At 28.0% G+C, this 24,800-nt stretch carries 22 protein-coding genes, 1 other RNA gene and 1 pseudogene; 4 read left to right on the top strand and 20 right to left on the bottom strand.

Annotated features, from left to right (window positions below; genetic code table 11):
* Positions 1–40: 40 nt before the first annotated feature.
* Positions 41–607, bottom strand: coding sequence for a DUF4352 domain-containing protein (locus BMW96_RS08080; RefSeq protein ID WP_092354295.1), 567 nt, complete (start codon positions 605–607; stop codon positions 41–43).
* Between the two features lie 71 nt (positions 608–678).
* Complete coding sequence (locus BMW96_RS08075; protein ID WP_092354293.1) at positions 679–1,743, bottom strand: protein kinase domain-containing protein; 1,065 nt, start codon at positions 1,741–1,743, stop codon at positions 679–681.
* A 56-nt stretch (positions 1,744–1,799) separates the two neighbouring features.
* Between BMW96_RS08075 and BMW96_RS08070 the strand changes: the two genes are divergently transcribed.
* The gene (locus BMW96_RS08070; protein ID WP_092354291.1) at positions 1,800–2,216 is read left to right on the top strand and encodes a helix-turn-helix domain-containing protein; all 417 of its coding nucleotides are present in this window, start codon (positions 1,800–1,802) and stop codon (positions 2,214–2,216) included.
* A gap of 89 nt (positions 2,217–2,305) precedes the next feature.
* Here BMW96_RS08070 and recA read toward each other — a convergent pair whose 3' ends face one another.
* The 10 genes from recA to BMW96_RS08020 all read right to left on the bottom strand — a co-directional run bounded on the left by recA (position 2,306) and on the right by BMW96_RS08020 (position 8,436).
* Positions 2,306–3,331 carry a recombinase RecA gene (gene recA / locus BMW96_RS08065; RefSeq protein WP_092354289.1) on the bottom strand — a complete coding sequence of 342 codons (1,026 nt, stop codon included), beginning with the start codon at positions 3,329–3,331 and terminating at the stop codon, positions 2,306–2,308.
* Between the two features lie 37 nt (positions 3,332–3,368).
* Positions 3,369–3,827 carry a CinA family protein gene (locus tag BMW96_RS08060; RefSeq protein ID WP_092354287.1) on the bottom strand — a complete coding sequence of 153 codons (459 nt, stop codon included), beginning with the start codon at positions 3,825–3,827 and terminating at the stop codon, positions 3,369–3,371.
* Positions 3,827–4,420 carry a CDP-diacylglycerol--glycerol-3-phosphate 3-phosphatidyltransferase gene (pgsA, locus tag BMW96_RS08055; protein ID WP_092354285.1) on the bottom strand — a complete coding sequence of 198 codons (594 nt, stop codon included), beginning with the start codon at positions 4,418–4,420 and terminating at the stop codon, positions 3,827–3,829. Before pgsA ends, BMW96_RS08060 begins: the two co-directional genes overlap by 1 nt.
* Positions 4,420–5,433, bottom strand: coding sequence for a helix-turn-helix domain-containing protein (locus BMW96_RS08050; RefSeq protein ID WP_092354283.1), 1,014 nt, complete (start codon positions 5,431–5,433; stop codon positions 4,420–4,422). Before BMW96_RS08050 ends, pgsA begins: the two co-directional genes overlap by 1 nt.
* 332 nt (positions 5,434–5,765) lie before the next feature.
* A complete protein-coding gene (locus BMW96_RS14140) occupies positions 5,766–5,924 on the bottom strand; it encodes a hypothetical protein (RefSeq protein ID WP_177165831.1) in 159 nt (52 codons plus the stop codon).
* 24 nt (positions 5,925–5,948) lie between these two features.
* Positions 5,949–6,260 (bottom strand): type II toxin-antitoxin system RelE/ParE family toxin, encoded by a 312-nt coding sequence (locus BMW96_RS08040; protein WP_092354281.1) that lies wholly within the window; start codon positions 6,258–6,260, stop codon positions 5,949–5,951.
* Positions 6,261–6,378: 118 nt separating this feature from the next.
* Entirely contained in the window at positions 6,379–6,507 is a 129-nt protein-coding gene (locus BMW96_RS08035) for a type II toxin-antitoxin system Phd/YefM family antitoxin (RefSeq protein WP_092354279.1), read from the bottom strand.
* 718 nt (positions 6,508–7,225) lie between these two features.
* On the bottom strand, positions 7,226–7,609 hold the full coding sequence (locus tag BMW96_RS08030) for a TetR-like C-terminal domain-containing protein (protein WP_162207481.1): 384 nt from the start codon (positions 7,607–7,609) through the stop codon (positions 7,226–7,228).
* Positions 7,610–7,684: 75 nt separating this feature from the next.
* An RNA gene (gene rnpB / locus BMW96_RS08025) (RNase P RNA component class B) lies at positions 7,685–7,996 on the bottom strand.
* Positions 7,997–8,100: 104 nt separating this feature from the next.
* Entirely contained in the window at positions 8,101–8,436 is a 336-nt protein-coding gene (locus BMW96_RS08020) for a DivIVA domain-containing protein (RefSeq protein ID WP_228762306.1), read from the bottom strand.
* A gap of 180 nt (positions 8,437–8,616) precedes the next feature.
* Here BMW96_RS08020 and recU point away from each other — a divergent pair, with 180 nt between their 5' ends.
* Both recU and BMW96_RS08010 read left to right on the top strand, forming a co-directional pair.
* Positions 8,617–9,216 (top strand): Holliday junction resolvase RecU, encoded by a 600-nt coding sequence (recU, locus tag BMW96_RS08015; RefSeq protein ID WP_092354276.1) that lies wholly within the window; start codon positions 8,617–8,619, stop codon positions 9,214–9,216.
* A complete protein-coding gene (locus BMW96_RS08010) occupies positions 9,206–11,899 on the top strand; it encodes a transglycosylase domain-containing protein (protein ID WP_092354273.1) in 2,694 nt (897 codons plus the stop codon). The genes recU and BMW96_RS08010 overlap by 11 nt, the downstream gene beginning before the upstream one ends.
* A 703-nt stretch (positions 11,900–12,602) precedes the next feature.
* Here the strand turns inward: BMW96_RS08010 and nth are convergent.
* The 8 genes and pseudogenes from nth to spoIVA all read right to left on the bottom strand — a co-directional run bounded on the left by nth (position 12,603) and on the right by spoIVA (position 23,538).
* The gene (gene nth, locus BMW96_RS08005) at positions 12,603–13,259 is read right to left on the bottom strand and encodes an endonuclease III (RefSeq protein ID WP_092354271.1); all 657 of its coding nucleotides are present in this window, start codon (positions 13,257–13,259) and stop codon (positions 12,603–12,605) included.
* Positions 13,252–13,845, bottom strand: a complete 594-nt coding sequence (locus tag BMW96_RS08000; protein ID WP_092354269.1) for a DnaD domain-containing protein — start codon at positions 13,843–13,845, stop codon at positions 13,252–13,254. The genes nth and BMW96_RS08000 overlap by 8 nt, the downstream gene beginning before the upstream one ends.
* A gap of 5 nt (positions 13,846–13,850) precedes the next feature.
* The gene (locus tag BMW96_RS07995; protein ID WP_092354267.1) at positions 13,851–14,342 is read right to left on the bottom strand and encodes a hypothetical protein; all 492 of its coding nucleotides are present in this window, start codon (positions 14,340–14,342) and stop codon (positions 13,851–13,853) included.
* A 102-nt stretch (positions 14,343–14,444) separates the two neighbouring features.
* Positions 14,445–20,204 carry a beta-N-acetylglucosaminidase domain-containing protein gene (locus BMW96_RS07990; RefSeq protein ID WP_092354264.1) on the bottom strand — a complete coding sequence of 1,920 codons (5,760 nt, stop codon included), beginning with the start codon at positions 20,202–20,204 and terminating at the stop codon, positions 14,445–14,447.
* A gap of 162 nt (positions 20,205–20,366) precedes the next feature.
* Positions 20,367–21,074 carry a zinc metallopeptidase gene (locus BMW96_RS07985; protein WP_092354262.1) on the bottom strand — a complete coding sequence of 236 codons (708 nt, stop codon included), beginning with the start codon at positions 21,072–21,074 and terminating at the stop codon, positions 20,367–20,369.
* A 127-nt stretch (positions 21,075–21,201) separates the two neighbouring features.
* The gene (locus tag BMW96_RS07980) at positions 21,202–21,474 is read right to left on the bottom strand and encodes an HU family DNA-binding protein (protein ID WP_092354260.1); all 273 of its coding nucleotides are present in this window, start codon (positions 21,472–21,474) and stop codon (positions 21,202–21,204) included.
* A gap of 369 nt (positions 21,475–21,843) precedes the next feature.
* A pseudogene (locus BMW96_RS14135) lies at positions 21,844–21,921 on the bottom strand (IS200/IS605 family transposase); the annotation flags it as partial.
* Positions 21,922–22,062: 141 nt separating this feature from the next.
* Positions 22,063–23,538, bottom strand: a complete 1,476-nt coding sequence (gene spoIVA, locus BMW96_RS07975; RefSeq protein ID WP_092354258.1) for a stage IV sporulation protein A — start codon at positions 23,536–23,538, stop codon at positions 22,063–22,065.
* A gap of 101 nt (positions 23,539–23,639) precedes the next feature.
* On the opposite strand from spoIVA, the gene BMW96_RS07970 reads away from it, so the two are divergent.
* The gene (locus BMW96_RS07970; RefSeq protein WP_092354256.1) at positions 23,640–24,530 is read left to right on the top strand and encodes an AraC family transcriptional regulator; all 891 of its coding nucleotides are present in this window, start codon (positions 23,640–23,642) and stop codon (positions 24,528–24,530) included.
* The last annotated feature ends 270 nt before the right edge of the window (positions 24,531–24,800 follow it).

Genomic DNA, 24,800 nt, shown 5'->3' with positions numbered 1-24,800 from the left:
TATTCACTCGTTACAGCCCCATATCGTTATATAACAAATTTTATCTAGACAATGAAATTACATCTTTTTCACTACCCCAAATACCTGTTTGAACCTGCAATTTTGTTTCATTTGCCATTGCAACTGATTCAGGTACATCAAATACTATTTTTCCTTGCAATGTAACCCCAGGATTTAATTCTTTAAAAATAATTGAATTATCATTTAAATAGATGGCACCTGTACTATCTGCTGAATACTCATTTTCACCATTTAATAATTTAAAAAAGTTATCAGCTACAGTTAAAGATTCTTTTTCATTATTAGTAATTGAAATATCAATAATTAAAAAAGTATCTTTTGCTTTTGTATTTACATATTCACTACCAATTTGTTTAGTTACCTCAACATTATTAATCAAATAATCAACTTCACCAACCTTAGCTACTTCACCTATTTTATATTCTTCCTTTTCATTTGTTACTTCATTAGTAGGCTCATCCTCTTTTTTCTTTGTTTCACCATTAGAACTGCCACCAGCAACTATTCCAATCAATCCAATAATTACTATGAAACATAGTATTTTTTTCATTAGTGATAATTCTTTAAACTTACGTAAAATTTTCATATATAATCCTCCCTTTTCACAAGAAAATTATATATTTTTTAATTAGTCAATTGGTCTGCTTTTAGCATACATTAGTTAATTTCAAAAAAAGCTATTATTAAACTTATAGCCATTAATTCAATAAATAATGCTAAAATAAGATATAAAACAATTCCAAGTAACCGAAATATAAAATATTTAGATTTTGAGAAAAAACAATAATTATGTACACCACAATAATTAGCAATAACTAAAATTATAGTCATTATCATCATATACATATATGTTCGATATAAAAAAGCAATTATTCCTGTTGCTAAAACACCATTTGATGTAACTGGTGCACTATAACAAAATAAAAATATTATCACATAACTTATAAATGATAAAATTCTTTTAATCTTATTATCACTTTTTAATCCTGGTAAACTATATGTTGACTCTTTTACAGAAGATTCTTCTTTTATGTTGAGATCATTTAATAATTCTTTAACAGATGTATATCTTTGATTCGGGTCAATGCTAGTTGCTTTTCTAATCACTTTTCCTTCTTCACCTGAATAAATTGTCTCATTTGGTAATTTATTAATCAATAATACATTTAAAAGTACCCCAAGTGCATAAATATCACTTTGCCTATTACTTTGCCCAAATCCAAATTGTTCTGGTGCTGCATATCCTACACTTCCCAAAACCTGTGTATCTTTATTTTTTTCTAATTGATAATTTCTTGAAATATCAAAATCAAATAAATAAATTTTGCCATGTACATAAAATATATTACCTGGTTTAATATCTCGATGAATTATTGAAGGATTCATTTGATGTAGTTTTAAAACAGCATAACATACTTGAGAGAAAATATTTATAACTTTTTCTTTAGACAATGACTCATTTAATAAAACATCTTCTAATGTGGGTGCATTAATATATTCTTCAATAACAATTATTTTATTATCAGATTCCTGTACCTGATATATTTTAGGCCAATACTTACTATCATTTTTAGCTAATTGATAATATATTTCTTTATTATGAGCAGCAATTTCCCTTTTTAAATATAAAAGATGATCAATTTGGTTACGTACAAGTGAAAGCTTTTTATATTTATTTTCTTTAATTACTTCTAATTCATCATAAAGTTCACAAATATCCATACATTTCTCCTTGCAACATAGATTTTTATATTATATCCTAAGTATAGGTGATAAAAATGATTTCAACAACTCAATTATTAGATATTATTAATAAAAACGAACATTTAACTCTTGAAACACTTTTAAAACAAGTTCCTGAAATTAATTTTGTTGATTATTTAGAAGCTCTTTTAGCTAAAAAGAATATGAGTAAAAGCATTCTAATCAATAAAGCTAATTTACATCGAACTTATGCATATCAAATTTTTAATGGCACAAAGATTCCTAGTCGTAATAAAGTTATCCAACTAGCTCTAGCAATGCAGTTAGATATTAGGGAAACTAATAATCTATTATCATTATCTAACAATGGTTATCTATATCCAAAAGTTAAATTTGATGCAGCGATTCTTTTAGCATTAAAAAATAAATATTCTGTTTTAAAAACCAATTTAATTCTCGAACAATACCAATTACCCTTGTTAGACTCTTGAATTTCATCATAAAATAAATTTTCGATATTTAAAAAGATTTAAAATTATAAATAATAACTTTAAATCTTTTTTATTATCCCATTTTAAACCTACTTTTCTTCTATTTCTAAAGATTTAATGATAGCTTGAGTAATTTCATCCATTATCTCAGGATGAGTATTTAAAAATGTTTTAGCATTTTCACGTCCTTGTCCAATCTTTTCACCCTTATATGCGTACCAGGCTCCACTTTTTTCTACAATATCTTTTTCTACAGCTAAATCAAGGACCTCACCATCACGAGAAATACCTTTTCCATAGATAATATCAACCTGTGTTGTTTTAAATGGTGGGGCTACTTTGTTTTTTACAACCTTAATATTTGTTTTATTTCCTACAATATCGCTACCTTGTTTAATTGCTTCACTACGACGAATCTCAATTCGTATTGAAGAATAAAATTTTAACGCTCTACCACCAGTAGTTGTTTCAGGATTACCAAACATTACACCTATCTTTTCTCTTAACTGATTAATAAAAATAATCGTACACTCAGATTTATTTAGTTCTGCAGCTATTTTCCTTAATGCTTTAGACATTAAACGAGCTTGCAGCCCCATTTGGGCATCACCCATTTCACCATCTAATTCAACTTGAGGAACTAAAGCTGCCACAGAGTCAACCACTACTAAATCAATTGCTCCAGAACGAACTAAAGTTTCTGCAATTTCCAATCCCTGTTCCCCAGAATCTGGCTGCGATAAAATTAATTCATCTATATCTACACCTAAACTTTGGGCATAGACAGGATCAATTGCATGTTCAGCATCAATAAAAGCCGCTCTACCTCCTTGTTTTTGACATTCTGCTATGGCATGAAGTGTTAACGTTGTTTTCCCACTTGATTCAGGTCCATAAATCTCAATAATTCGTCCTTTAGGATATCCGCCAATCCCAAGTGCTAAATCCAGCGTTAAAGAACCAGTTGGTATTACATCAATACTAACCGCACTACGATCTCCTAATTTCATTACTGAACCTTTTCCATATTTCTTTTCTATTTGTTTAATTGCATCATCCAATGCTTGAGCCCTTTTAGCTTCTTCTTTATTCTCTTTTGTTTTTGCTTCAGCCATAATAACTTCCTCCTATTTTTATATACTTCAAAAAAAACTAATTTACTTTAACTTTTTCAATTAATTTTTTAATTACAAAATCAATTGCCTGTTGTTGAATTTCGGTACGTGATCCCTTTAAATTTAATTCATAAATATTTACACCTTCATATAAAATACCAATATACACAAGACCTACAGGTTTTCCTTCCATTGCTTCGGGACCTGCATTACCAGTAAACGATACACATATATCACTATTTAAGATTTGTTTACCATTAATGCACATTAAAGAAGCAGTCTCTTTACTAACAACCCCATATTTTTTTATTATATCATGTGATATTCCTAGTAATCTTTCCTTTGTTTCACTCTGATAAGTTACTAAACTTCCTCTGTAAACCTTAGAAATGCCAGGAATACTTCCTAGCATTGCGGCAAAGTTACCTACTGTAAAACTTTCTACACTAGATATACTTATATTATATTGTATTAATGCTTTTGCTAATTCATCCATTACATTGTCTCCATAAGCATTTCTCTATTTTTTATAAAATAATCAATTCCACTAACTACAGATATTATCGTTGCAACCCAAGCCAAAATCGTCGCTACATCAATGCCCAAACTTGAAAAAGGAAAATTATTGACTAATAAAAATGCTAAAGCTATCATTTGACTAACTGTCTTTAATTTTCCTAAGTTGCTAGCAGCAACTACTACTTGTTTACTAGCAGCTGACATTTTAATTGCATCAACTATTGTATCACGAGATATCATAATTATTGGAATTATAATATTAATTGTTCCATCACCTGCTAACAATAAAAAAATCGTATTAATAAGTAATTTATCAGCAATTGGATCAGCAAATTTACCAAAAGTTGTAATCAGCTTTTTTCTTCTTGCTATTTGTCCATCAAAATAATCAGTAATAGAAGCAATTATAAAAATGACTAAAATAACTATATTTATTAATGATATATCAGTATTTAAGATATGATAGACAGGAATATTAATTCCTGCCATATCATAAGGAAACATATATATTAAAATCAATAAAGGTACTAATAATACTCTAGTAATTGTTAATTTATTAGGTAAATTCATTATTTCACCTGCGTTATTTCAAGGGTCTTTCTTCCCCCACTATATTCACTTGGATCTACTTCTAATAAAGTATCATTAATATAAAAACGATGTCCCATAAAATACCCAAATGTTAACTCTAGATTTTGAAAATCTCCAGCATTAAATTCTAATTCAACTGTCTCAGGTGCTGCATCTAACGAATTACTTTTATTAGCATCATTATAAATACCGCTCTTAAATCCCTCATATTCAGCTCCATTTACATTTAACCGACACCATGAACGTCCCACAAATTCAACTTTAAATTTAAAAGTTTCTTGTCCTGGTTTTAATTTAAAACTGTAATTTAAACTGCCATTTTTTGTAATTTCAACAGCTTTATTTGTTTCCCCATCATCTTTCTTATCATTATCATTGTCTTTCTTATCTTTATCATCATCTTTTTTATCATTATTGTCATCTGTATCTTGAACACCCTTATCATTATTACCCTCAACAGTAGGTGTTTTGTTGTCATTAAAATCTTTTCCATCACTAGGAGTTTTACTTGCAACAATTGAATACCAGACTACAAAAATAATTGCTACACAAACTAAAACAACTAAAGCATATTTAAAATATCTCATTAAATATCGATCTTCATATACCCTTTTATTAGAAATCGGCTTTTTGGGTTTTGTGTTTTTTAAATCTTTAAAAGTATCACTTACTTTTCCAGAAATAGTCACATTTTTTTTATTTTCCTCTACAACTCGTTTATTCTTTTTACCTCGTCCTATTTCTTCTAATTGTATCTCCTGTGTTAATGCTTCAAATTCTGCATCAAGCTCTTTTTCTTCTAATCCTAAATATTTAGCAATCTTTCTTAAATACATTTTTAAGTATAGTTCATCACCTTTATACTTATCAAATGCCCCTGATTCTATATCTCTTAAGACAGCTACAGAAATAAATGTCCCTTTGGCCAATTCCTCTAATGTAATGCCCCTAGCCTCACGTTCTCTTTTTACATGTTCACTAATATTTCCCACGAGCTATCCTCCTTTTTCTATTTAATTGAAAACCTCTTATAAACACCTAAATTATATCATAATTATTATTATTGACAATAACCTAATCACATTTATTTTATGAAAGATTCTTAAAAAATATACGTCTTCTTTTTTTAATATTTCGATTTAATATTATTATTTTTTTATTAACTATACATTAACAAATACACATAAATAAAAAAATTGAACAAATCAACATAATAAAATTGTTCAACTCTATATTATTATAACAATGATTTATATAATTCTTTAATTTTAACAACACTTATTTCTCTTGAATTACTAGGTCGACAAACATCATCAAAAGCTGACTAAGATAAGAAATCCAAATCTTCAATTTTTACAATTTCTTTTAAATCTTTTGGTATTCCAACATCTTGTGACAATTTCTTTAAACGTTCAATAAATGCAATATATTCATCTTCTACTTTTACATAAAGCATTTCATTCATTTTTTCTGCATTTTTCATATTAGATTATCATTCATAAACAATTTATAATGATTGTGAGAAATTTCTTCTATTGTATAAAATACGTCTTATTTCCATTGTATCATTAATTAAAATATAAAATACAGTGTAATTCTTAACATAAATTCGATAATATTGATGTTCTCTTTGTTTTAAACTCTGATAAGGCTCATAACCAGATGGGCTTTTAGCTCTATTTAAAATAGCCATTTCCAATTCATCTACTAAACAAATAGCAACATCTGGATTTTGAAGGATATTGCTTATATAATTTGTAATCTCCATTAAATCATGTTTAAATAATTGTAAATATTTTATATAGTACTTTTTATCCATTTAACCAATCCCTGATATTGCTGAAAACTTCATCATGTGTTAAGCGTTCTTTTGTAGACTTTGCAAATCGATCAGCCTCGTCTAATTTCATTTCTATATCTTCAGTTAACTAAGAATATTATTCAATGCTTAATACAACCATACTTCCATATCCGTTTTTAGTAAGATATACTGGTTTTCCTTCTTTAACTTTTTTCTCAATTTCAGAGAATTTATTTCTTAAATCTGATACTGGACGAATTTCCATTGTCATCCCTCCTTACACACTATATTTTATCATAATTAGAACAAAATTAATAAATATTACTTTTATTAAGGAATTATTCATTGTTTATTTATCAATATTAAACAGCAAGTATTTCTTATCATAAAAACATATCTCATCCAAAGAAACCTATCATAAAATAAACAAGTTCATAAAATTGATATACACAAAATAAAAATATAATATAAACTTTTTTGCAAATAATTTGTATTCTATAAAAGAGCCAATCTCTTGAAAAATTATACCCAATAAATAATTTACAATCAAAAATAAAAACATATTATTTATTTCAAATCTTTGTATAACTTCTTAACTGCTCCATGTGCATAGCACGTGTTTTTTTGTTTCGCCTACTTTTCGTATACTCAACTGACTAAAGTCATAAATTCATACTTCGTTTGAATTTCACAATAAAAAAACTTCCCTTTTATAATAAGAGAAGTTCAAATTCAACTTTTTTTATTACTCCAAATTTAATTAGATCAGTATTAAAGCATACTAATGCTTTTTTAATCACATGCTTTTGCTCCTATTATAATTTCATTAATCACTCCACTTCCATGATAACTAAATTCATTTAAAATAAATTTGTTTGCCATATTAAAACATCTTCTTTATTTCTTGATAAAGTATTAACATACTAATATTTAAAAATTCAAGTTACAGATATTAGCAAATATCACATTTATGATTCTTGATTTTAGATACTTAATATAAATGGTTCTAATCTTTTTGGCAATGCTTCTCTCAATAAAGCAACTACATCATCAATGTTTATTGACATATCATTTAATACCCAATCAACTGTCATATCAATTGAACCTTTACAATACATTTTCAGTAAAAAATCAAGCTCCTTGTCTATTTGATGATTCAAATTATTTTCAATAATTTCTGTATAAAATTCATAAATACAATAATAATCATTAGATTTAAAAGCTTCTTTAAAAAATGAATGTTCACTCTTAATAAATTTAAACTTTAAATATAACACTTCACATAATGAACAATCATTTCCGATTTGACGAAATGATTTCAAAACTAATTTTTCAAAATACCAATTTACTAAATCATATTTATCCATAACTGCCCCTTTTATAAATAAAATAGCAGACCCAAATAAAAAAAGCTGAGTAATATCAGCTAATAGACTCGCTTTGTAAGCCAAGTTCTGTTTTTCAAACGATTATTTATCTATGCATATGCATCCATCTTTCAGTTCAATTCCTTCAAGATGATTCCCCTACCAAATTTGGGTTTCTTCCTTGCAGAGTTTACCTCTTTTCAGCTAATCTTTCGATTAGAATAGTTTCTGTGGCACTTTATAGCTTATCAACCATACTTATGTTTAGGTCTTAGGCCTGTCGTTAGCTCACGCTACCATGACTTATTAATTCGCCATGTACAAACACTACAAGCATCGCAGCTTGTGGAAGCCTGGACTTTCCTCTACTTTTGTAGCAATCGCTTTCTACGAGTCTTCTATATTTTACTTATTTTCAAGAAGAAAACAAGTCTAAAATATAACTTGATTGAATTTTTGTAAAATAAAACACACCTTATCGGTATGTCTTACTATTTATTTTGATTAAATACTACTTTTTCTAATAAAGACAATCTCTTTAAAATATCAACATTTGTTGAAAGATTTTCTTCCATTGCATGGATATTATCATCTTGAAGTGCTTTTTCACGTTCTAGTTTAGCAATTTTAATCTTTTGTTCACTTAATCGAGCTTCTAATTGATCAATCTTATCATATGAAGCATTTAACATAGCTGCAAAAGATTCATAATCTTTAACAATAATATCTAAAAAATGATCTACTTCTTCAGCATTATAACCTTTAAAATCAACTTTAAATTCTTTAGCAACTATTTTTTTTGGACTTAACAAAATTTTTGGTTCCAAGTTAATCAACTCCTATCTATATAATATATTGAAACAAAAATCTTTATTAAATGCAAGTGATTAATATATTTGTTATTAAATTTAACTAAATTTACAATGTTTTAGGAAACTAACAAGATATTATGATATTTTATCATAGTTATGGTATAATACCTACATAAAGTAATAAAAGGAGCAATTATGGTTAATTATCCCAACATGAAAAAGACGACTATTCGTCAAACTAAACTGATTGATGGAAAATTAAATACTCGACATCGTGGAATGAATCTAGAGGAAGATTTGAATTTAACAAATAAATATTATTTAGCTAATGGTATCGCTAATATTCATAAAAAGCCAACACCTATTCAAATCGTAAAAGTCGACTATCCCAAAAGATCTGCTGCTAGAATTGTTGAAGCATATTTTAAAACACCTTCAACAACTGATTATAATGGGATATATAAAGGAAAATATTTAGATTTTGAAGCTAAAGAAACTAAAAAATTAAATTTTCCTTTTACTAATATTAGTGTTCATCAAATTGAGCATTTAAAAAGTATTATTAATCATCATGGAATTGCATTTGTTATTATTGCTTTTACCCATCTAAATGAGGTATACTTAATTGATGCTTCATATATAATTGAAGCATATAATCAAACTGGTCAAAAATCAATATCTTATCAAAGTATTAAAGAAAAAGGACATTTGATTGAACAAGGATTTAATCCACGTTTAAATTATTTAAAAATTATTGATCAGTATTATTTAGGAGGTCACGAAAATGACAAATAACCCTACTACAAGAGAAAATAAGAAAAAAAGATTGAATTGGAAAAAAGTTTTTACAAGTTTTATCATTATAATTATTGTCGTTTGCCTTTCAGGTGGATGTTTTTTTGCATGGTCTGTATACAAAGAAACTGAAGATTTTTCAACTCAGCGTCTACTTTCTGGTGAAGCAAGCAAAATCTATGATGTTAATGGTGAATTAATGTACACATATGGTAGTGATGTTAATGGTAAACGTGAAAACATTACTTATGAAGATTTACCACAAGTATTGATTGATGCTGTAATAGCAGCTGAAGATTCACGCTTCTTTGAACATGATGGTTTTGATTTACCACGTATTGCTAAAACGTTAATAACTAATTTAGCACATTTTAGTATTCGTGGAGGGGGATCAACAATTACTCAACAGGTAATTAAAAAATCATATTTCCCTAAAGAAGAACAAACTTATACTCGTAAAATCAGTGAAATCTTTTTAGCAATTCAAGCAACTAAAGAAGTAAGTAAAGAAGAAATTCTTACTTTATATTTAAATAAAATCTATTTTGGACGCAGTACTAGTTCAATTGGAATCGCTGCAGCTAGTAAATATTATTTCAATAAAGAAGTATCACAACTCACTTTACCTGAAGCAGCCCTATTAGCAGGTACTTTAAATTCACCTAGTGCATATGATCCATACTACAATCTTGACTTAGCTAATAAACGCCGTAATGTAATTTTAGATTTAATGGTTAATCATGGATATATTACTCAAGAAGAATGTGATCTAGCAAAACAAGTTAAAATTGAAAATATGCTATCTCAATCAAATATGGCTTCAGATAATGCTTTAGCATCATATGTTGATTTAGTAACTGCTGAAGTAAAAGAAAAAACTGGTCTAGATCCTGCAGAAACACAAATGAATATCTATACTTATTGTAATCAAGAAATACAAAAAAAGGCAACTGAATTTGCTAATGGTGAAACATATGACTATACTGATGAAGATATGCAAATGGCTGGAAGTATTCAATCTACTCAAGATGGACGAATTATTGCTGTAATTGGTGGTCGAAATTATAAGGCAGGAGATAAAAATAAAGCAACCTTAAAAAGACAACCTGGATCTTCAATGAAACCAATTATTGATTATGGTCTAGCATATAAATATCTAGATTGGTCAACTGTTCACACAGTTGTTGATGAACAAAAATCATTTGGAAGTTATACTCCTAAAAACTGGGATAATAGTTTCCATGGTTCTATGCCAATCAAAGAAGCACTACTTCAATCTTGGAATATTCCTGCTGTATCAACTTTTGAGGAAGTTTTAGAAGCAGCTTCTTCTAAAGAGGTAATTGCTGATATGGAATCATTAGGTATTGATATGTCAACCGAAGATGAGAATTTAACTTTGCCTTATGCAATTGGAGGATGGGCAAATGGTGTCAGTCCAATTGAACTTGCTGGTGCATATGCTACAATTGCTAACAATGGTGTCTACATTGAATCTCATACTGTCAATTATGTAGAAGTTACTGATAGTGACAAAACATATAATATTGATAAAAATATTCAAGCAAAAGCAAAACAAAGTATTGGTGATGATGTTTCATTTATGATTCGTGAAACTATGTTAAGTTATTCAAATAGTAATAGTGGAAATTATAAATATTTAAAAGGTATTGAAAATATTGGTGCTAAAACTGGTACCTCAAATACCAATAGTGGTGCTAGCAAAGATTTATGGATGACTGGATATACTCCTGACTATACATGTTCTGTCTGGATGGGATTTGAAGAAAAAGCTTTAGCTGCTGGAAAAAACACCTCAAAATATAAAGCATATCCAGCAAAAGTCGTTGGTGAATTATTAAAATATCTTGAAAAAAACACTTCAGATAAAAAATCATATCCTGATAAACCTGATACAGTAGAAGAAATTAAGATTCTTGCTGGTGTTTATCCTTACGTTAGTCCAAATTCTAGTACTCCATCTGATAAAATCTATACTGGTTGGGCTAAAAAAGGGACAGGACCAAATGAAACAGCAATAGAATACAATATTAATCATTTATCATCATTTAGTGCTTCACTTTCTAGCAATGGAAAAATTACAGTAGATTTTAGTGAATATGAACCTGCAAATGCAGCAACTGATGAAAATGCTACTGAGGCTACAAAAATGTATGGTGTAATAGAATATGTTGTTGAAATTAGTGATCCTAATAGTCACGATATCTTACATACAGCAACATTAAATCAATCTTCTGGAACTATTGATTTTACTCCTAGTGGTAAAGTTGATGTTACTGGATATTATCGCTTCCACAAAGCACCTAATAAAACTTCCAATAAAATTACTAAATCAGTTGGATCAAATAAAGCAGATAACAAAGTAAATTATACAATTACTTCTGATGGAACCACTGTTACAAATGGAAGTACTACTTCATCAAATGTAATAAATATTAAAGTAAATGCTCAAAATAGTTCAAATAAAATTATTATTCAAGTATTTACAATGGATGGTACTCCTGCTGGAGATGAAACTATTTTTACTGGTAGTGGAACAAAAGAATTTAATTTGACTCCTGGAGTCCAATATCGTATTAAAATCAGCGAATCTGATGATGTTAAAACAATTACTGATACAATAACATTTACTATTGGTAATTCAGATACCTCAACAGAGTAATAGAATAGAGAGAAATTAATTTATTTCAACCCACTGTATGTGTGAGTCTCATATAGTGCTACATTTATCAACTATCCAAGGGAATTGACCAAAACATTTAGTCTTTTCCCTTTTCTTATAGCTAGAATATCTGTAATTTACTACATTACCATTGGCTTATTTATACTAGCCAAGCCTAGGTTTACCACTACACAAATTTTTTCATCTTTAAAATAACATGATAGTTTCTTATTAAGCTCTTGTAAACTTCTATATATCTTTAATAGTTTCTTCCATTGTTTGATTATTATGACTATTATTTTATGTCTTATCCATTGCCCAAATTGATTGATAAATTTTTTTCAATAATAGTTTATCCATCCTTTTGCAATCTGGTTTATTCTTATATCTTGGCATTTGTCTATACTACACATATTTTTCAAATTAGTTCCTCTCGACATTTACCAGATAATTTCATTCTACTTTTATCCCCCTATTTCTGTAGAGAAATCCTAAGAATCATTGGTTTTATGTTTATCTTTTAGACTTCCACCTTTATTTACAGCCTTATATCAAGTTTCTGTTTGCAGACCTCAAAACTGCCCTTCTTTCGTTCTTAACTACACTTGACCTATGTGGACTTTCACCAACTAAATACATATCATACTTTATGCACATAATAAAAAAGTTAGAATATATTAAGTCCTAACTTTTTTATTATATTCTAACATTTTACTTTTTCTAAATATTTCTTTTTTATTGGATCCTTACACATATCAGATAACTTACATTCTTGACAATTAGGATTAGTTGCTTTACAAAAATATCTACCAAAAAAAATAAATTGATGATGTGATTTATTCCATCGTGAACGGTCAATAGAGCGACATAGTTTTTTTTCAACTGTTAAGACACTATCTTCTTTTTTTGCAAATCCCAATCGTTTAGAAATTCTTTCTACATGAGTATCTACAGCAAAAGCTGGAATATCAAAAGCTACCGATCGAACAACATTTGCAGTTTTACGACCAACTCCAGGTAAACTTTCTAATTCTTTTTGAACACTTGGTACTTTGCCATTAAATTCTTCAATTAACACTTTGGACATAGCTAAAAGATTTTTTGCTTTATTTCGATATAATCCAATAGTTTTTATATCTTGTTCTAATTCAGATATTGATGCCTGACTTACTGCTTCAACTGTTGGATATTTCTTAAATAACGTTTCAGTTAATTGATTAACCTTTTTATCTGTTGTTTGTGCTGATAGCATTACTGCAACCAATAATTGAAAATCTGTTTCATGATTTAATTCACAATAAGCATTTGGAAATAATTCTTCAAAATAATCTAATACTCGACTTGTTTTTTCTTTATTCATTTTCCCACCATTTATACTCACTAATCGGTACAGTTCGTTTTGGCTCTTCTTGCTCTATATAACGCTGTTTAATACCGTTTTTAGCCCAATTAGAAAGTATCCCTTCAATATATCTAAAATTAAGTACTTGGCTTTTAACAGCTTCCTTTAAAGCTTTTATAATCATTTCATCACTATATTCACAATTTTTCCAATCTTTAATAATGTTAAGTTCAATTGGTGATAAAGCTCTTGCAAACTGTTCTTCAAAAATACTAATAAGATTAACTTCTGTTTCCACTTCTTCTGTTTTATTATTTTCTTGTAATAATTTTTGTTCAAGATTATTCAAACTAATTGAACCCAAGCGATTATATATTAGATTTTTATTTAATAGTGACGCTAGTACTTTATTAAGCTCCTGATTTGATAACATTGAATAATTCTGTATCATTTGAGGGGTTACTGTTTGTATTCCAATATCCTTTAATGTATACACAAGCATTAAAATATGACACTCATTATCATTTATTTGTAACTCCTTTGCCCTTAATAATAGCAAACGACTAATATCAATACATTTATTTCTTATCAATTCTTTATACATAATTATTACCTACTATTGTCTATCCGATATGCCTTTATAAATTCTCCATTATCAATTCCATAAAAAGCATAAATCAATGAATTATTACCACGATATAATAAACTATAAACAAATATTTCATTCTCATATCCTATTTCAACCACATCGGGGTCTTTCTTATATTTTTCCTTAAAAGCATCTATACACACCTGTTGATCAACAATATCTCCACTATACGATTTAATAAACTTATGTTTATCATTAAATACAGCATATTGTTCTTTATCTTCCTTTTTAGCGTGGATAATATAATAACTTTTTTCACCATCATAACGATTAAAATAATCAGCACTATCATATTTATTTTCTGCAATAATTTTCTGTTGAACCTTAGCTAAATCATTTTTATGTTTAGAATAAGGAACATGGACCCAAAGCATATAAAAACTTACTATAATAAAAACTAACACTAAAAAAGCCATTAGAAAATCAAATCTATGTTTACGTAAAAATTTCAAAACTCCACCAACTTTCTATGCCTATTATACTATCAATTCCTTGATTATAAAAGAAAAATCGAAATAATATATGGAGTCTTTCGACTCCATATATCTTGCTTTTTAATCTTTTCTTTTTTTAATTATTATACCTAAACAACTAATAGCTAATAAAGCAAAATACTCTTTTTCTATATTACTATCCCCAGTATTTACACTATTAGGATTCTTTGAAACAATTATATCTACTTTCTTTTTTACTAATCTATTAATTGCATCCTCTAATTCAATACAGCAATTATCTATCTCTTCTTGTGAACAATCAATTTGATTAAATATAATCTTTGCCTTTTTTAAAACCTCTGATAAAAACTCCCAGCTAACATCAGTATAATCTAATCCATTTAAACCTTCTACCTCAGAAATTAATCTTCCTAAATTATCTTTTATAATTACTTTTTTTTCTAAAGAATTAATTGCTTCATTTAAAACTGCCCTAGCTTTATCTATCATTATTTGACTACTTGATTCATCATTGTAGATAATCTTTGCCTGCATCAAAGCCTCTAAAAATCTTTCTTTACTTTCAATTGTATATTGGTCTAAATCTTTTATTCTATCAGCCTTATCTAATAATTCTTTTAATTGCTCTTTATTAGTAATATTAATATGGTCATCATTTATAATGATTTTTAAACAAGCTTTAAGATTATTATAATTATTAATCAACCCCATTCCTTCAATATTTCCATCTATCAAAATAACCTTTTCACTATCACTAAACTCATCTAAACCCCATTCAACTGGCATTAAAACCATAAATAAATTATCACTTTGATATGATAAACTTCCCTTAACTGCTACTTCAACTAGAATAACTTTTGGTAGCATTGTCTTCAAATCCTCAATATTTATTCCCTTATCTACAACAATTTCAAAAACCTCAGGAATATTCCAAACAATCGCTTCTTCATTAATCTTTCTACCCATTACTTCAATTTCTTTAATACCTACACCATTACCAATAGCCACATTATTTAACTCTTTAAAATTCAGTTTTAAATATCTGCAGGCTACTAACTGATCAAATGAAATTGTATCAACAGGATAAGTTGGACCATTATGCTCTTTTTCTATTGTATTTATACAAGTCCAATTTTCTTTATCATTAGATACTAATATATCATATTTAGTTGGATAAACTAAATTATGATAAGAAATCTTTATTTGCTCAATCAAGCTGGTCCCTTGATCAAGATCAATAATAACCCAGGCATTTTCACTAGCATTTGGTCCTTTAATAAAATTACTATCCCATTTTGTCTGCATATCACCATCAACTAAATTATCAGCTTTACCATCACTAGTCCCTGAAACTGTTACATTTTTATTTAAAGCTAAATTTTCAACTTTTACTGTGACCTTTAATAATAAATTATTTATTGCAACATGTAATAATTCTATTTGTTCATCAATTTCATTTTGTTTAACTTCTTCTTTATGATAAACCTTATCAGCATTATCATATACTTGTTTTAAAATTTTTACTGAATCATTTGTATATATAGATAGGTCGATATTTTTAACATCAGCTAAAATAGTTTCTAAAACTGATTTATCTACTTCATCTTCGCCTTTTCCCACAATTATGTTTATACTTGCACCATAATTATTAGGATTATTGATATTTGAATTAATATCGAGTATTCCATTTAGATTACATATTCCATCAACATCATCTTTATAACGTGTTAGATCCCAAATAACTGGTACCTGAATAAACTGTTCATTTTGCATCGCATCAAAAACAGAAATATTTATTAATTTAGGTAAATCTAATTGATTACCAGGTGTATTTATTTCCACTTTTAAATCATCAAGTTGTTTTACAGAATGTATCTGATAATTATTATTATGTTTTCCTATTATTTCTAATTCTTTTAATCCCACACCATTTCCAGCTGCAACACTATTCAACTCTTCAAAAAGCAATCTGACATAACGAGCTGTAACTGGTGTTTGAAACTTGACATTATCAATTGGATAAGTTGGTCCATTATGTGGCTTTTCAAGACTTTCCACTGTTATCCAGTTTTCATGATCATTAGATATCTGAATATGATATTTAGTAGGATAAACCTTATTAAAGTATTTCATAGTTATTTCATTAATAATATTTACATTATCACCTAAATCTACATATACCCATGCATTTTCACTAGCATTAGGTCCTTTAATAAAATTACTATCCCATTTGGCATCACTTCCATCTGTGACATTCTCTTTTTGCCCATCACTAGTCCCTGAAACTACTACTTCTTTTAAATATGCAATATTAGTTAATTCATCAACATCTTCTAAAATAATATGTTCAACATATTCCCCTATATCATCTGTATCCTTACCATCTGTTTCCGTAAATATTTCATAAATAGCAGGTAATTGACCCGCTTGCCACTCAATTCGAATCGCTAAAATATTTTGTTTTAAATCTGATACATCAAATTTCTTAGCCGCTTTATCAAAAATTCCTACTTCTTTATAACCATCAATCGTTCTTACTTTTACTTTTGCAAGAACAATATTTTGTCCATCCTGTAGAATTGTAAAGTTTTTTAATTTAGTATTTTCAATCAATTGATATTCAACATAATCATTATTCACTGTTGGCTTATCAACAGTGAAAACTGTAGATATATCATTATCAATACAATTATTTACATTACCATCTAATGAACTGACTATATTAGTAGTATCATTATTTTGTGATACATTTTTATTAATCTCAACTTCACATAATTTTAAATAATAGCCAGAATTTCCTGTAATTAAGATTCTTATATATCTAGCATCCTCACCATTACCATTTCCTTCAACATAACGATAAGGTACCTCAAAAATAGAATTATCATTTTCTACTGTTGCAATTGTAGTCCAATTTTGCTTATCAACAGACATCTCTATTTTCGCATTATATAATCTTGGATTCCCATCTTCAGTAACTATTTTAACATCATATAAAGCAGTTGTAACACCTAGATCTATCATTATATAATCATTTTCTTTCTGTGCTTCATTTGTCCAAATATAACTACTATAATTACCATCAAAAAGATTTTCCCACTTACCTTCTTTTAAATCATTTTTTAAATTAGTATCACTTATAGTTGGATTTATCTGTAAATTAGATATTGTAGCTGCTAATTTATTGATTTGTCCACTGATATCTTTATTGGTTAAATTTATAACTCGTAAATATTTAAATACTTTTGAATCGGTAAAATCATTAACATTTTCCCACTCAATTCCATTGCGAGATACTTGCAAAGTTAGATTATCAAATCCTATATTTATAAATTCAATATCTGAACCTATTGACAATCCTATCATTTTGATTCCAACATATTCATTTGGTTTGAATATTAAATCTTGAATATTTCTGATACTAAATTCTTTTTTGGATACTGTTAAAGGAGTTTGTTTTAAAGATTCTATATTTGTATAAATACGTTCTTTAACAACTTCTTTTTGATTCACACTAAACTCACGAATATGTGTCCAATAATCTGGTTTATTAGCTGTTCCAGTTTCTACTAAACGTAATCTAATATATCTTGCTTTTATATCTAAACTGTCTTTTTCTATTTTAATGGTATCATCATATTGTTCTCCTAATTGAGTAAAATCTACTCCATTAATCGAATACTCTAAAACAGCTTTATGAAAATAATCATGATCATTATCATTTTTACCTTGAATAATAGTTATATTTTCAATTGGAATAACTTTTCCCATATCAATACCATAATAATCATTCACCTTTTGAACAATATTCCATTGACCAAAAGTACTTTGATCACCATCAAAAATCTTTTCTGATTGATCATTATCGACTTGTCTTATTCCCCCTAACACAGAATAAAACGAAGGTATAAAATCTATATTATTGCTATCAAATAATGGTGTTAAATTATTTTTAGCATAAGTAACAAGTTTATAAACAAATGGTTGAATTCGTTTACTTCCTGCTTTAGCTTTATTTACTTCGCCTTCAATAGTAGAATAACCATCCCATGTTTGAAGCTTCTTTCCAGCAACAGAAAATTGTTGCCAAGCTTCATCAATTTGATTATCTTGAATAGCTAAAATGCTATTTAAAACAGCTTTTCCACTTATAGCAATATCATTTAATGAATTAAGCCATGGATTCAGCTCTCTAATTAAATCTTGATTTTCACATTTTTCTTTAAATCCTTTAACAGCTTCAATAATCGCTTCAAATTCATTAATCAAATAATAAACTTCCTCATCATTTTTCAAAAGATTACCAGCATTTACTTTCTTTAAAATACTATCCAAAGCTGTTTTAAGATACTCTGATTCTAAAAAGCCATTTGGTACTCTTGAAGAACCAGGGCAATTAGCAATATTGCTAGCAATCAAATAATATTCATCCTGAACCTCTGGCTGTAAATATCTAAAACTATCTTGCCATATAGTCTGGACTTTATCTTGGTAATCTGTACTATTCCAAAATAATGAAGCTAATTGAAATAATCCAGCTTTATTACTTTGAGCAAAACGTGAAGGATTAGAAACTGCTCCCTTTAATCCTATCACATCACTTCTTGCATAATGACTAATATCTCCTAAGAAAATACCAGACTTAGCATGTTCATTAACTGGATAATTAAGCCAAAAACAAGCATCATGTCCTGTTTTTTCTTTTACATAATTAACTGTTTCTTGGGTAATCGGTGAATTAACATCATCACCTGTCCAATAAATAATAATTGATTGATCTAATGATTTTAATGCCTCTAACTCGTTTCCGTTTCCTGACCAGGCTTTATTATATCCTTGAGGACAATATGTCAATGGTTCACAATCTTTTGGTTTGATAAATTCTGTAGTTAAGCGGTTTAATAATGTTACTACATCTTCATTTGTACCAGCACCAAAATCATCATTTAAAATATCAAATTTTCTAACTCCTAAATCATAAAGTTGAGAAAATTTCTCTATTAATTGATTATATCTCATTTCATATGCTTGATTATTTGATGTATCCAATCCCCTAAAAAAACCTGAAATATGGACTGACCAGGCATAATAACATTTGGTCTCTTTTCCTACTTCTACTAAATGTTTTATTTTTTCAATCTCTTCAGGTGGATATTTTTCATTCCATTTATCAGTATGATATAAATCTGTTTTTGAAGCATATACATAATTATTCATTTTTATATCACGAGCAAAACGCATCAAACTTTCACGTTCTTGATAATTCCAACCACCATAAAAACCTTCAATGAATCCTCGATATTCCATCATTGCATAATCTTCAATTTGGACATTTAAAAATTTATCCCCATTAAAAGAAGAAAACATCATTTGTAATGTTGCTATACCATAAAATGTACAATCAGTATCTTTACCAACTATTGTAATGACATCATTATCTGTTACTAAAACATAAGGATCGATTCTTGAATACAATTGTTTATCTTGAATGATAATATTATTATCTAAATAATTATCTGCAATCTGATTAGAATCTTTTACTCCTAATAAAATATTTGTCATTCCTTCTTTTATTTCATTACTGACTACATAATTTCTATTATACTTACTAAGTAATTCTTCCAAAAAACTTTTTGTATATTGGTCGATTTGTGTTTCGTAAACAATGTTTACATACTCACTCATCGTAAATTCCTCTCCATCATATATAGCTGATTGTGGAATTGGATATATTTTATACTCACTTTCTGTCGATAATGAAGTCTTTGTTCTATCATGAGCAAAAACATTTAAATTTGATGTCGAAAAAAACATCAGTAACACTAAAATAACAATTAAACTTTTTTTCCATTTCTCCATAATTATACCCTTTCTTAATCTCTTTTTAATAGTTTCCCTTTTATTAATAATATCATCATTATTGTAAGATATATTTATGTTTTTTAATGGTCTATTTACAAATTGTTATTTTTATAAAGAAAAAAGATCCAAAGCTTAAGAACTTTGAATCTAAAAATAAAATTAATCACGATCATTGCCTAATACTATTAAAACTATTCTAAGTAGTGATAAAACAGTTGACAACATTGCAGCAACATATGTAAATGCAGCTGCAGATAACATTGATTTAGCACCACTATATTCATCACTTGTAAGATAATTTGTTTTTAAAATTTGTAAAGCCCTTGATGAAGCATCAAATTCTACTGGCAATGTAACAATTTGGAAAAGTAAAATTCCTGACATTAAGATAACACCAATCCAAGCTACACTAGTATTTCCCATTAACAATCCAATAAATACAGCAATCCACCCTAAATATTGCCCAACATTACATAATGGCAAAATTGCATTTCTAAACACTAAAGGTCGATAACCAACTAAATGTTGAATGGCATGTCCACATTCGTGACTTGCTACTGCTAAAGCAGCAATTGAAGTACCATCATAAATTCCATTTGATAAATTAATTGTGCGATTTCTAGGGTTATAATGATCAGATAATTTTCCTCCCACTTGATTTATTGTAACATCATGTAGACCATTTCGATCAAGAATTTCTCTAGCTACCATTGCTCCAGTCATCCCTCGACTGTTAGGTATTTTCTCAAATTTACTATAAGCACTATTCACTTTTATCTGAGCATAAATCATAATTATTGTTCCAATGGCAACCAAAAGATAACCAATCATATAAGTTGACGACATTGGATAATAAAAAAACGGCATATTCTCAACTCCTTTATATTTATTATACACTATATTATTAACTTTTTAATAATAATATTAAAAAAATAATAATTACCTTATTTATTGACGTAAAAATTTTTTAATTAAAAATATAAAAGATGCAATATTAATTCATTGCATCTTTTAAGCGATTACTTGGTTTAAAAGTAACTGTCTTACTAGCAGGAATAATCATTTCTTTTTGTGTTTTAGGTGAAATTCCTTTACGAGCTTTACGATCGTTTACTTTGAAAGTCCCAAATCCAGAGATTAATACTTTATCTCCTTCAATAACACTACGTGTAATTGTATTAAAAACTGTATCTACTAAAATTTCGGCATCTTTTTTAGTCAAGTTTCTTTCTTTAGATACTGATTCAACTAATTCTTTCTTATTCATAACTACCTCCATAATTCTAATACCACGAAAGTATAACATTAAAAATTACTGATTTCAAGCACTTTTATAGGATATTTAAAAGTCATTATTTTGATATAAAACATATACAAAATAGTTACAAAAAATAACAACTTTATTTATTTCTTAGAGTTTTTTAGGAGTAAATTATTAAAGTTTTTACAATTACAAACTCTTATCTATAAAATATATAACTGAATAAAATATCTTAAATTATTATAAAATAGGATATTGTTATGTTTACAGTTTTTAAAGATATATCATCTATATTTTTTTACTTGATGATTCTTATGAATTTAATTTATAGTGTAATATTGCATACAAAAAAGAAATATTGATCTTGAATTATAGTCTATACTTTGGTGTGAAGACGATGTGATATTTGCACATCCACTTCGTATGTGCCAATGAATTTGATTTTTGAGCTATACTTAATCACCTTTATCGCTCCACCTGCATAGTGTGTTTTTTTATTTCGCATACTTCGTATGCTCAACTGACTAAAATTTATATATTCATTGTATAAATATTAAATAAAAAGGGTTAAGACAATTAATGTCTTAGCCTTTTTTAAAGGACAATTGCAATAACATTACTTTTCCCTTTATTTACGATTTTTGATAAAATATCATGAAGTCTTAAACTAGCATTTTCTGGAATTGCATTTAACTTAATATACATTCCTTCTTCAATTAAATCACCTAATTTACGACCAAAAACATCACAATCAAAAATAGCCTGTTTATCATTACCATTAGAATTTAAATACTCAATAAATGCCTCTGCTTGTTCTTTAGAACCAATTATAGGCTCAAATGTACTTTCAATATCTACCTTGATCATATAAGTAGTTCCAGCCTTTGATACCAGTTTCATTCCATAACGAGGTCCTTGTTTAATAATCACTGGTTCACTTAACTCAATTTCATCTAGTTTTGGAATAGCATAACCATATCCTGTTTGTTTAACCATTCTAATAGCATTAGAAAAACCTTCATATTCTTTCTTTATATCAACTAACTCTTGAATAAAAGTTAAGAATGTTGCTTGATCAAATCCTTTATCTCCAATTATCTCTTCAAGTATCTCATTATACAAGCCATCTCTTTCTTCTATTTTCAAAGTAGCACTAGATGTACTTGTATCAATTCCAGTTAAATAAGCTTTATCAACAAAGTCATACTCACTAATTGCATCACCGATTCTTTCAACATCTTTAAATTTCTTTATCGACTGCAATGATTCTTTTAATGATGTATCTAAAGTTTGTTTTAACCAATGATTACTTGACATCATTGCTAACCATTTAGGCACTTCAATACGTACTTCACTAATTTTAAATTCATATAATGCATCTTTTAATAAAGAAACAATTTCTGGTTCTTCCATATTTGTAACATCCATTGATAATACTGGTACATCATATTTTTCAGTTAAACGTTCATACTCCCTTTTACATTCACTACTATTAACATCCTTTGTATTAATAATCACAATAAAAGGTTTGTCTATTTCTTGTAATTCATCAATAATACTATCTGTAGCTTCAATATAATTATCACCTGGAATATCACAGATACTACCATCACTAGTAATTACAATACCAATCGTTGAATGATCTTGAATAACTTTCTTTGTTCCTACTTTAGCTGCTTGATCAAAAGGAATAGATTCTAAATACCATGGTGTCTTAACATAACGAATTCCTTGATCATCTTTATATCCTTTTGCACCTTCAATAACATAACCAACACAATCAACCAACCGTACATTAACCTTAAAACTTTCATCCATTACCATTTCAACAGCCTGATTAGGTATAAACTTAGGTTCAACTGTCATTATCATTTTACCCTTGCCTGACTGTGGTAATTCATCAATCGCTCTTAATCGTGCATCTTTATCTTCGATATAGGGAATAACTGCCATTTCCATAAAACGTTTTATAAATGAAGACTTTCCACTTCTTACTGGGCCTACTACCCCCAAATATATGTCTCCATCACATCTTTTAGCGATATCATGTAAGATATTTTTCGTTTCCATTGTAAACTCCTCTCTTCGTCTTATTTATATGAAATCTGCCTATTTTTAGAACACATCTAAATATAATTTTGTTATAATAAGTTATAAAGAGGAGGTAATCTATGTATTCTTCATTAGAAATAGAAAATCAATCATTCGAAGATTTATATTTAAAATTCTGTGGTATGCAAGAATGTAGTCCTAATTACTCATATGGCCCTGCAATAAGACAAAATTATTTAATTCATTATTGTCTTAAAGGCAAAGGTGAGTATCACGTTAATAATAAAGTATATCCAATTAAAACTGGTGATGCTTTTTTGATTATGCCTAATGTTGTTACATATTATCAAGCTGACCATGATGATCCATGGACATATTTATGGGTTGGATTTGATGGCAATAAAAGTCGTTTATATCTAAATCGTTGTAATTTAAATGATAATAATTTAGTTATTCATTGTGAATATCTTGATGAATTAAGAGAACTAACTATTTCTATGTTAGCTCATCATAAACTCAGCTATAGTAATGAATTATTTATTCAAGGACAATTATTTACTTTCTTTTCTTATTTAGCAAAAAGTGCAAATGTAAATTATAAAGTAAATAAAATTAACTATAACCCTTATGTTGATAAAGCAATTGAGTATATTCAAAATAATTATCAATATATGGTAACAGTAAATGAAATTGCTGATTATTTATCAATTAATCGTAGTTATTTATCAACTCTCTTCAAAAAATACTTACATCTTTCACCACAAGAATTCTTATTACGTTATCGAATGATTCAGGCTGAAGAACTATTGATTAATAGTGATCTTACTATTAATCAAATTGCTTTTTCTTGTGGCTATGCTAACCAGTTATCTTTTTCTAAAGCTTTTTCAAATACTCACAGTCTTTCACCTCGCGATTTTAGAAAACAAAATAAGATGATCAACAATTCAAGAATGAATGATCCTCATGCACAAAAAAGACGCTATGCGTCTCAGGCTGTTGACAAATAAAAAATTGTCAGCAGTCTTTTTATTTTGTTGTTTATGTGATAATATATCAGTGGTCGTGGATGACTTCGTTCCAAGTGTGCAAACTTTGAGGCTCCACGACTTTTTTGTTTAAGATAAAGAAGTCATGATATGGTATAATATAAGTGCACATTTGGAGGAAATTAATATGACAATGACAGTAAATAAAACTAAACATGATCACATTATTTTATGTACTATTGATGAGCTTGTTCCAGCTGATCATATGGTTAGAAAATTAGAAGCCTCTAT

The organism is Thomasclavelia cocleata (assembly GCF_900102365.1).
Classification (GTDB): Bacteria; Bacillota_I; Bacilli_A; order Erysipelotrichales; family Coprobacillaceae; genus Thomasclavelia; species Thomasclavelia cocleata.
Note: the sequence above shows the minus strand (reverse complement) of the source record. Positions and strands in the feature narration are given on the sequence as shown.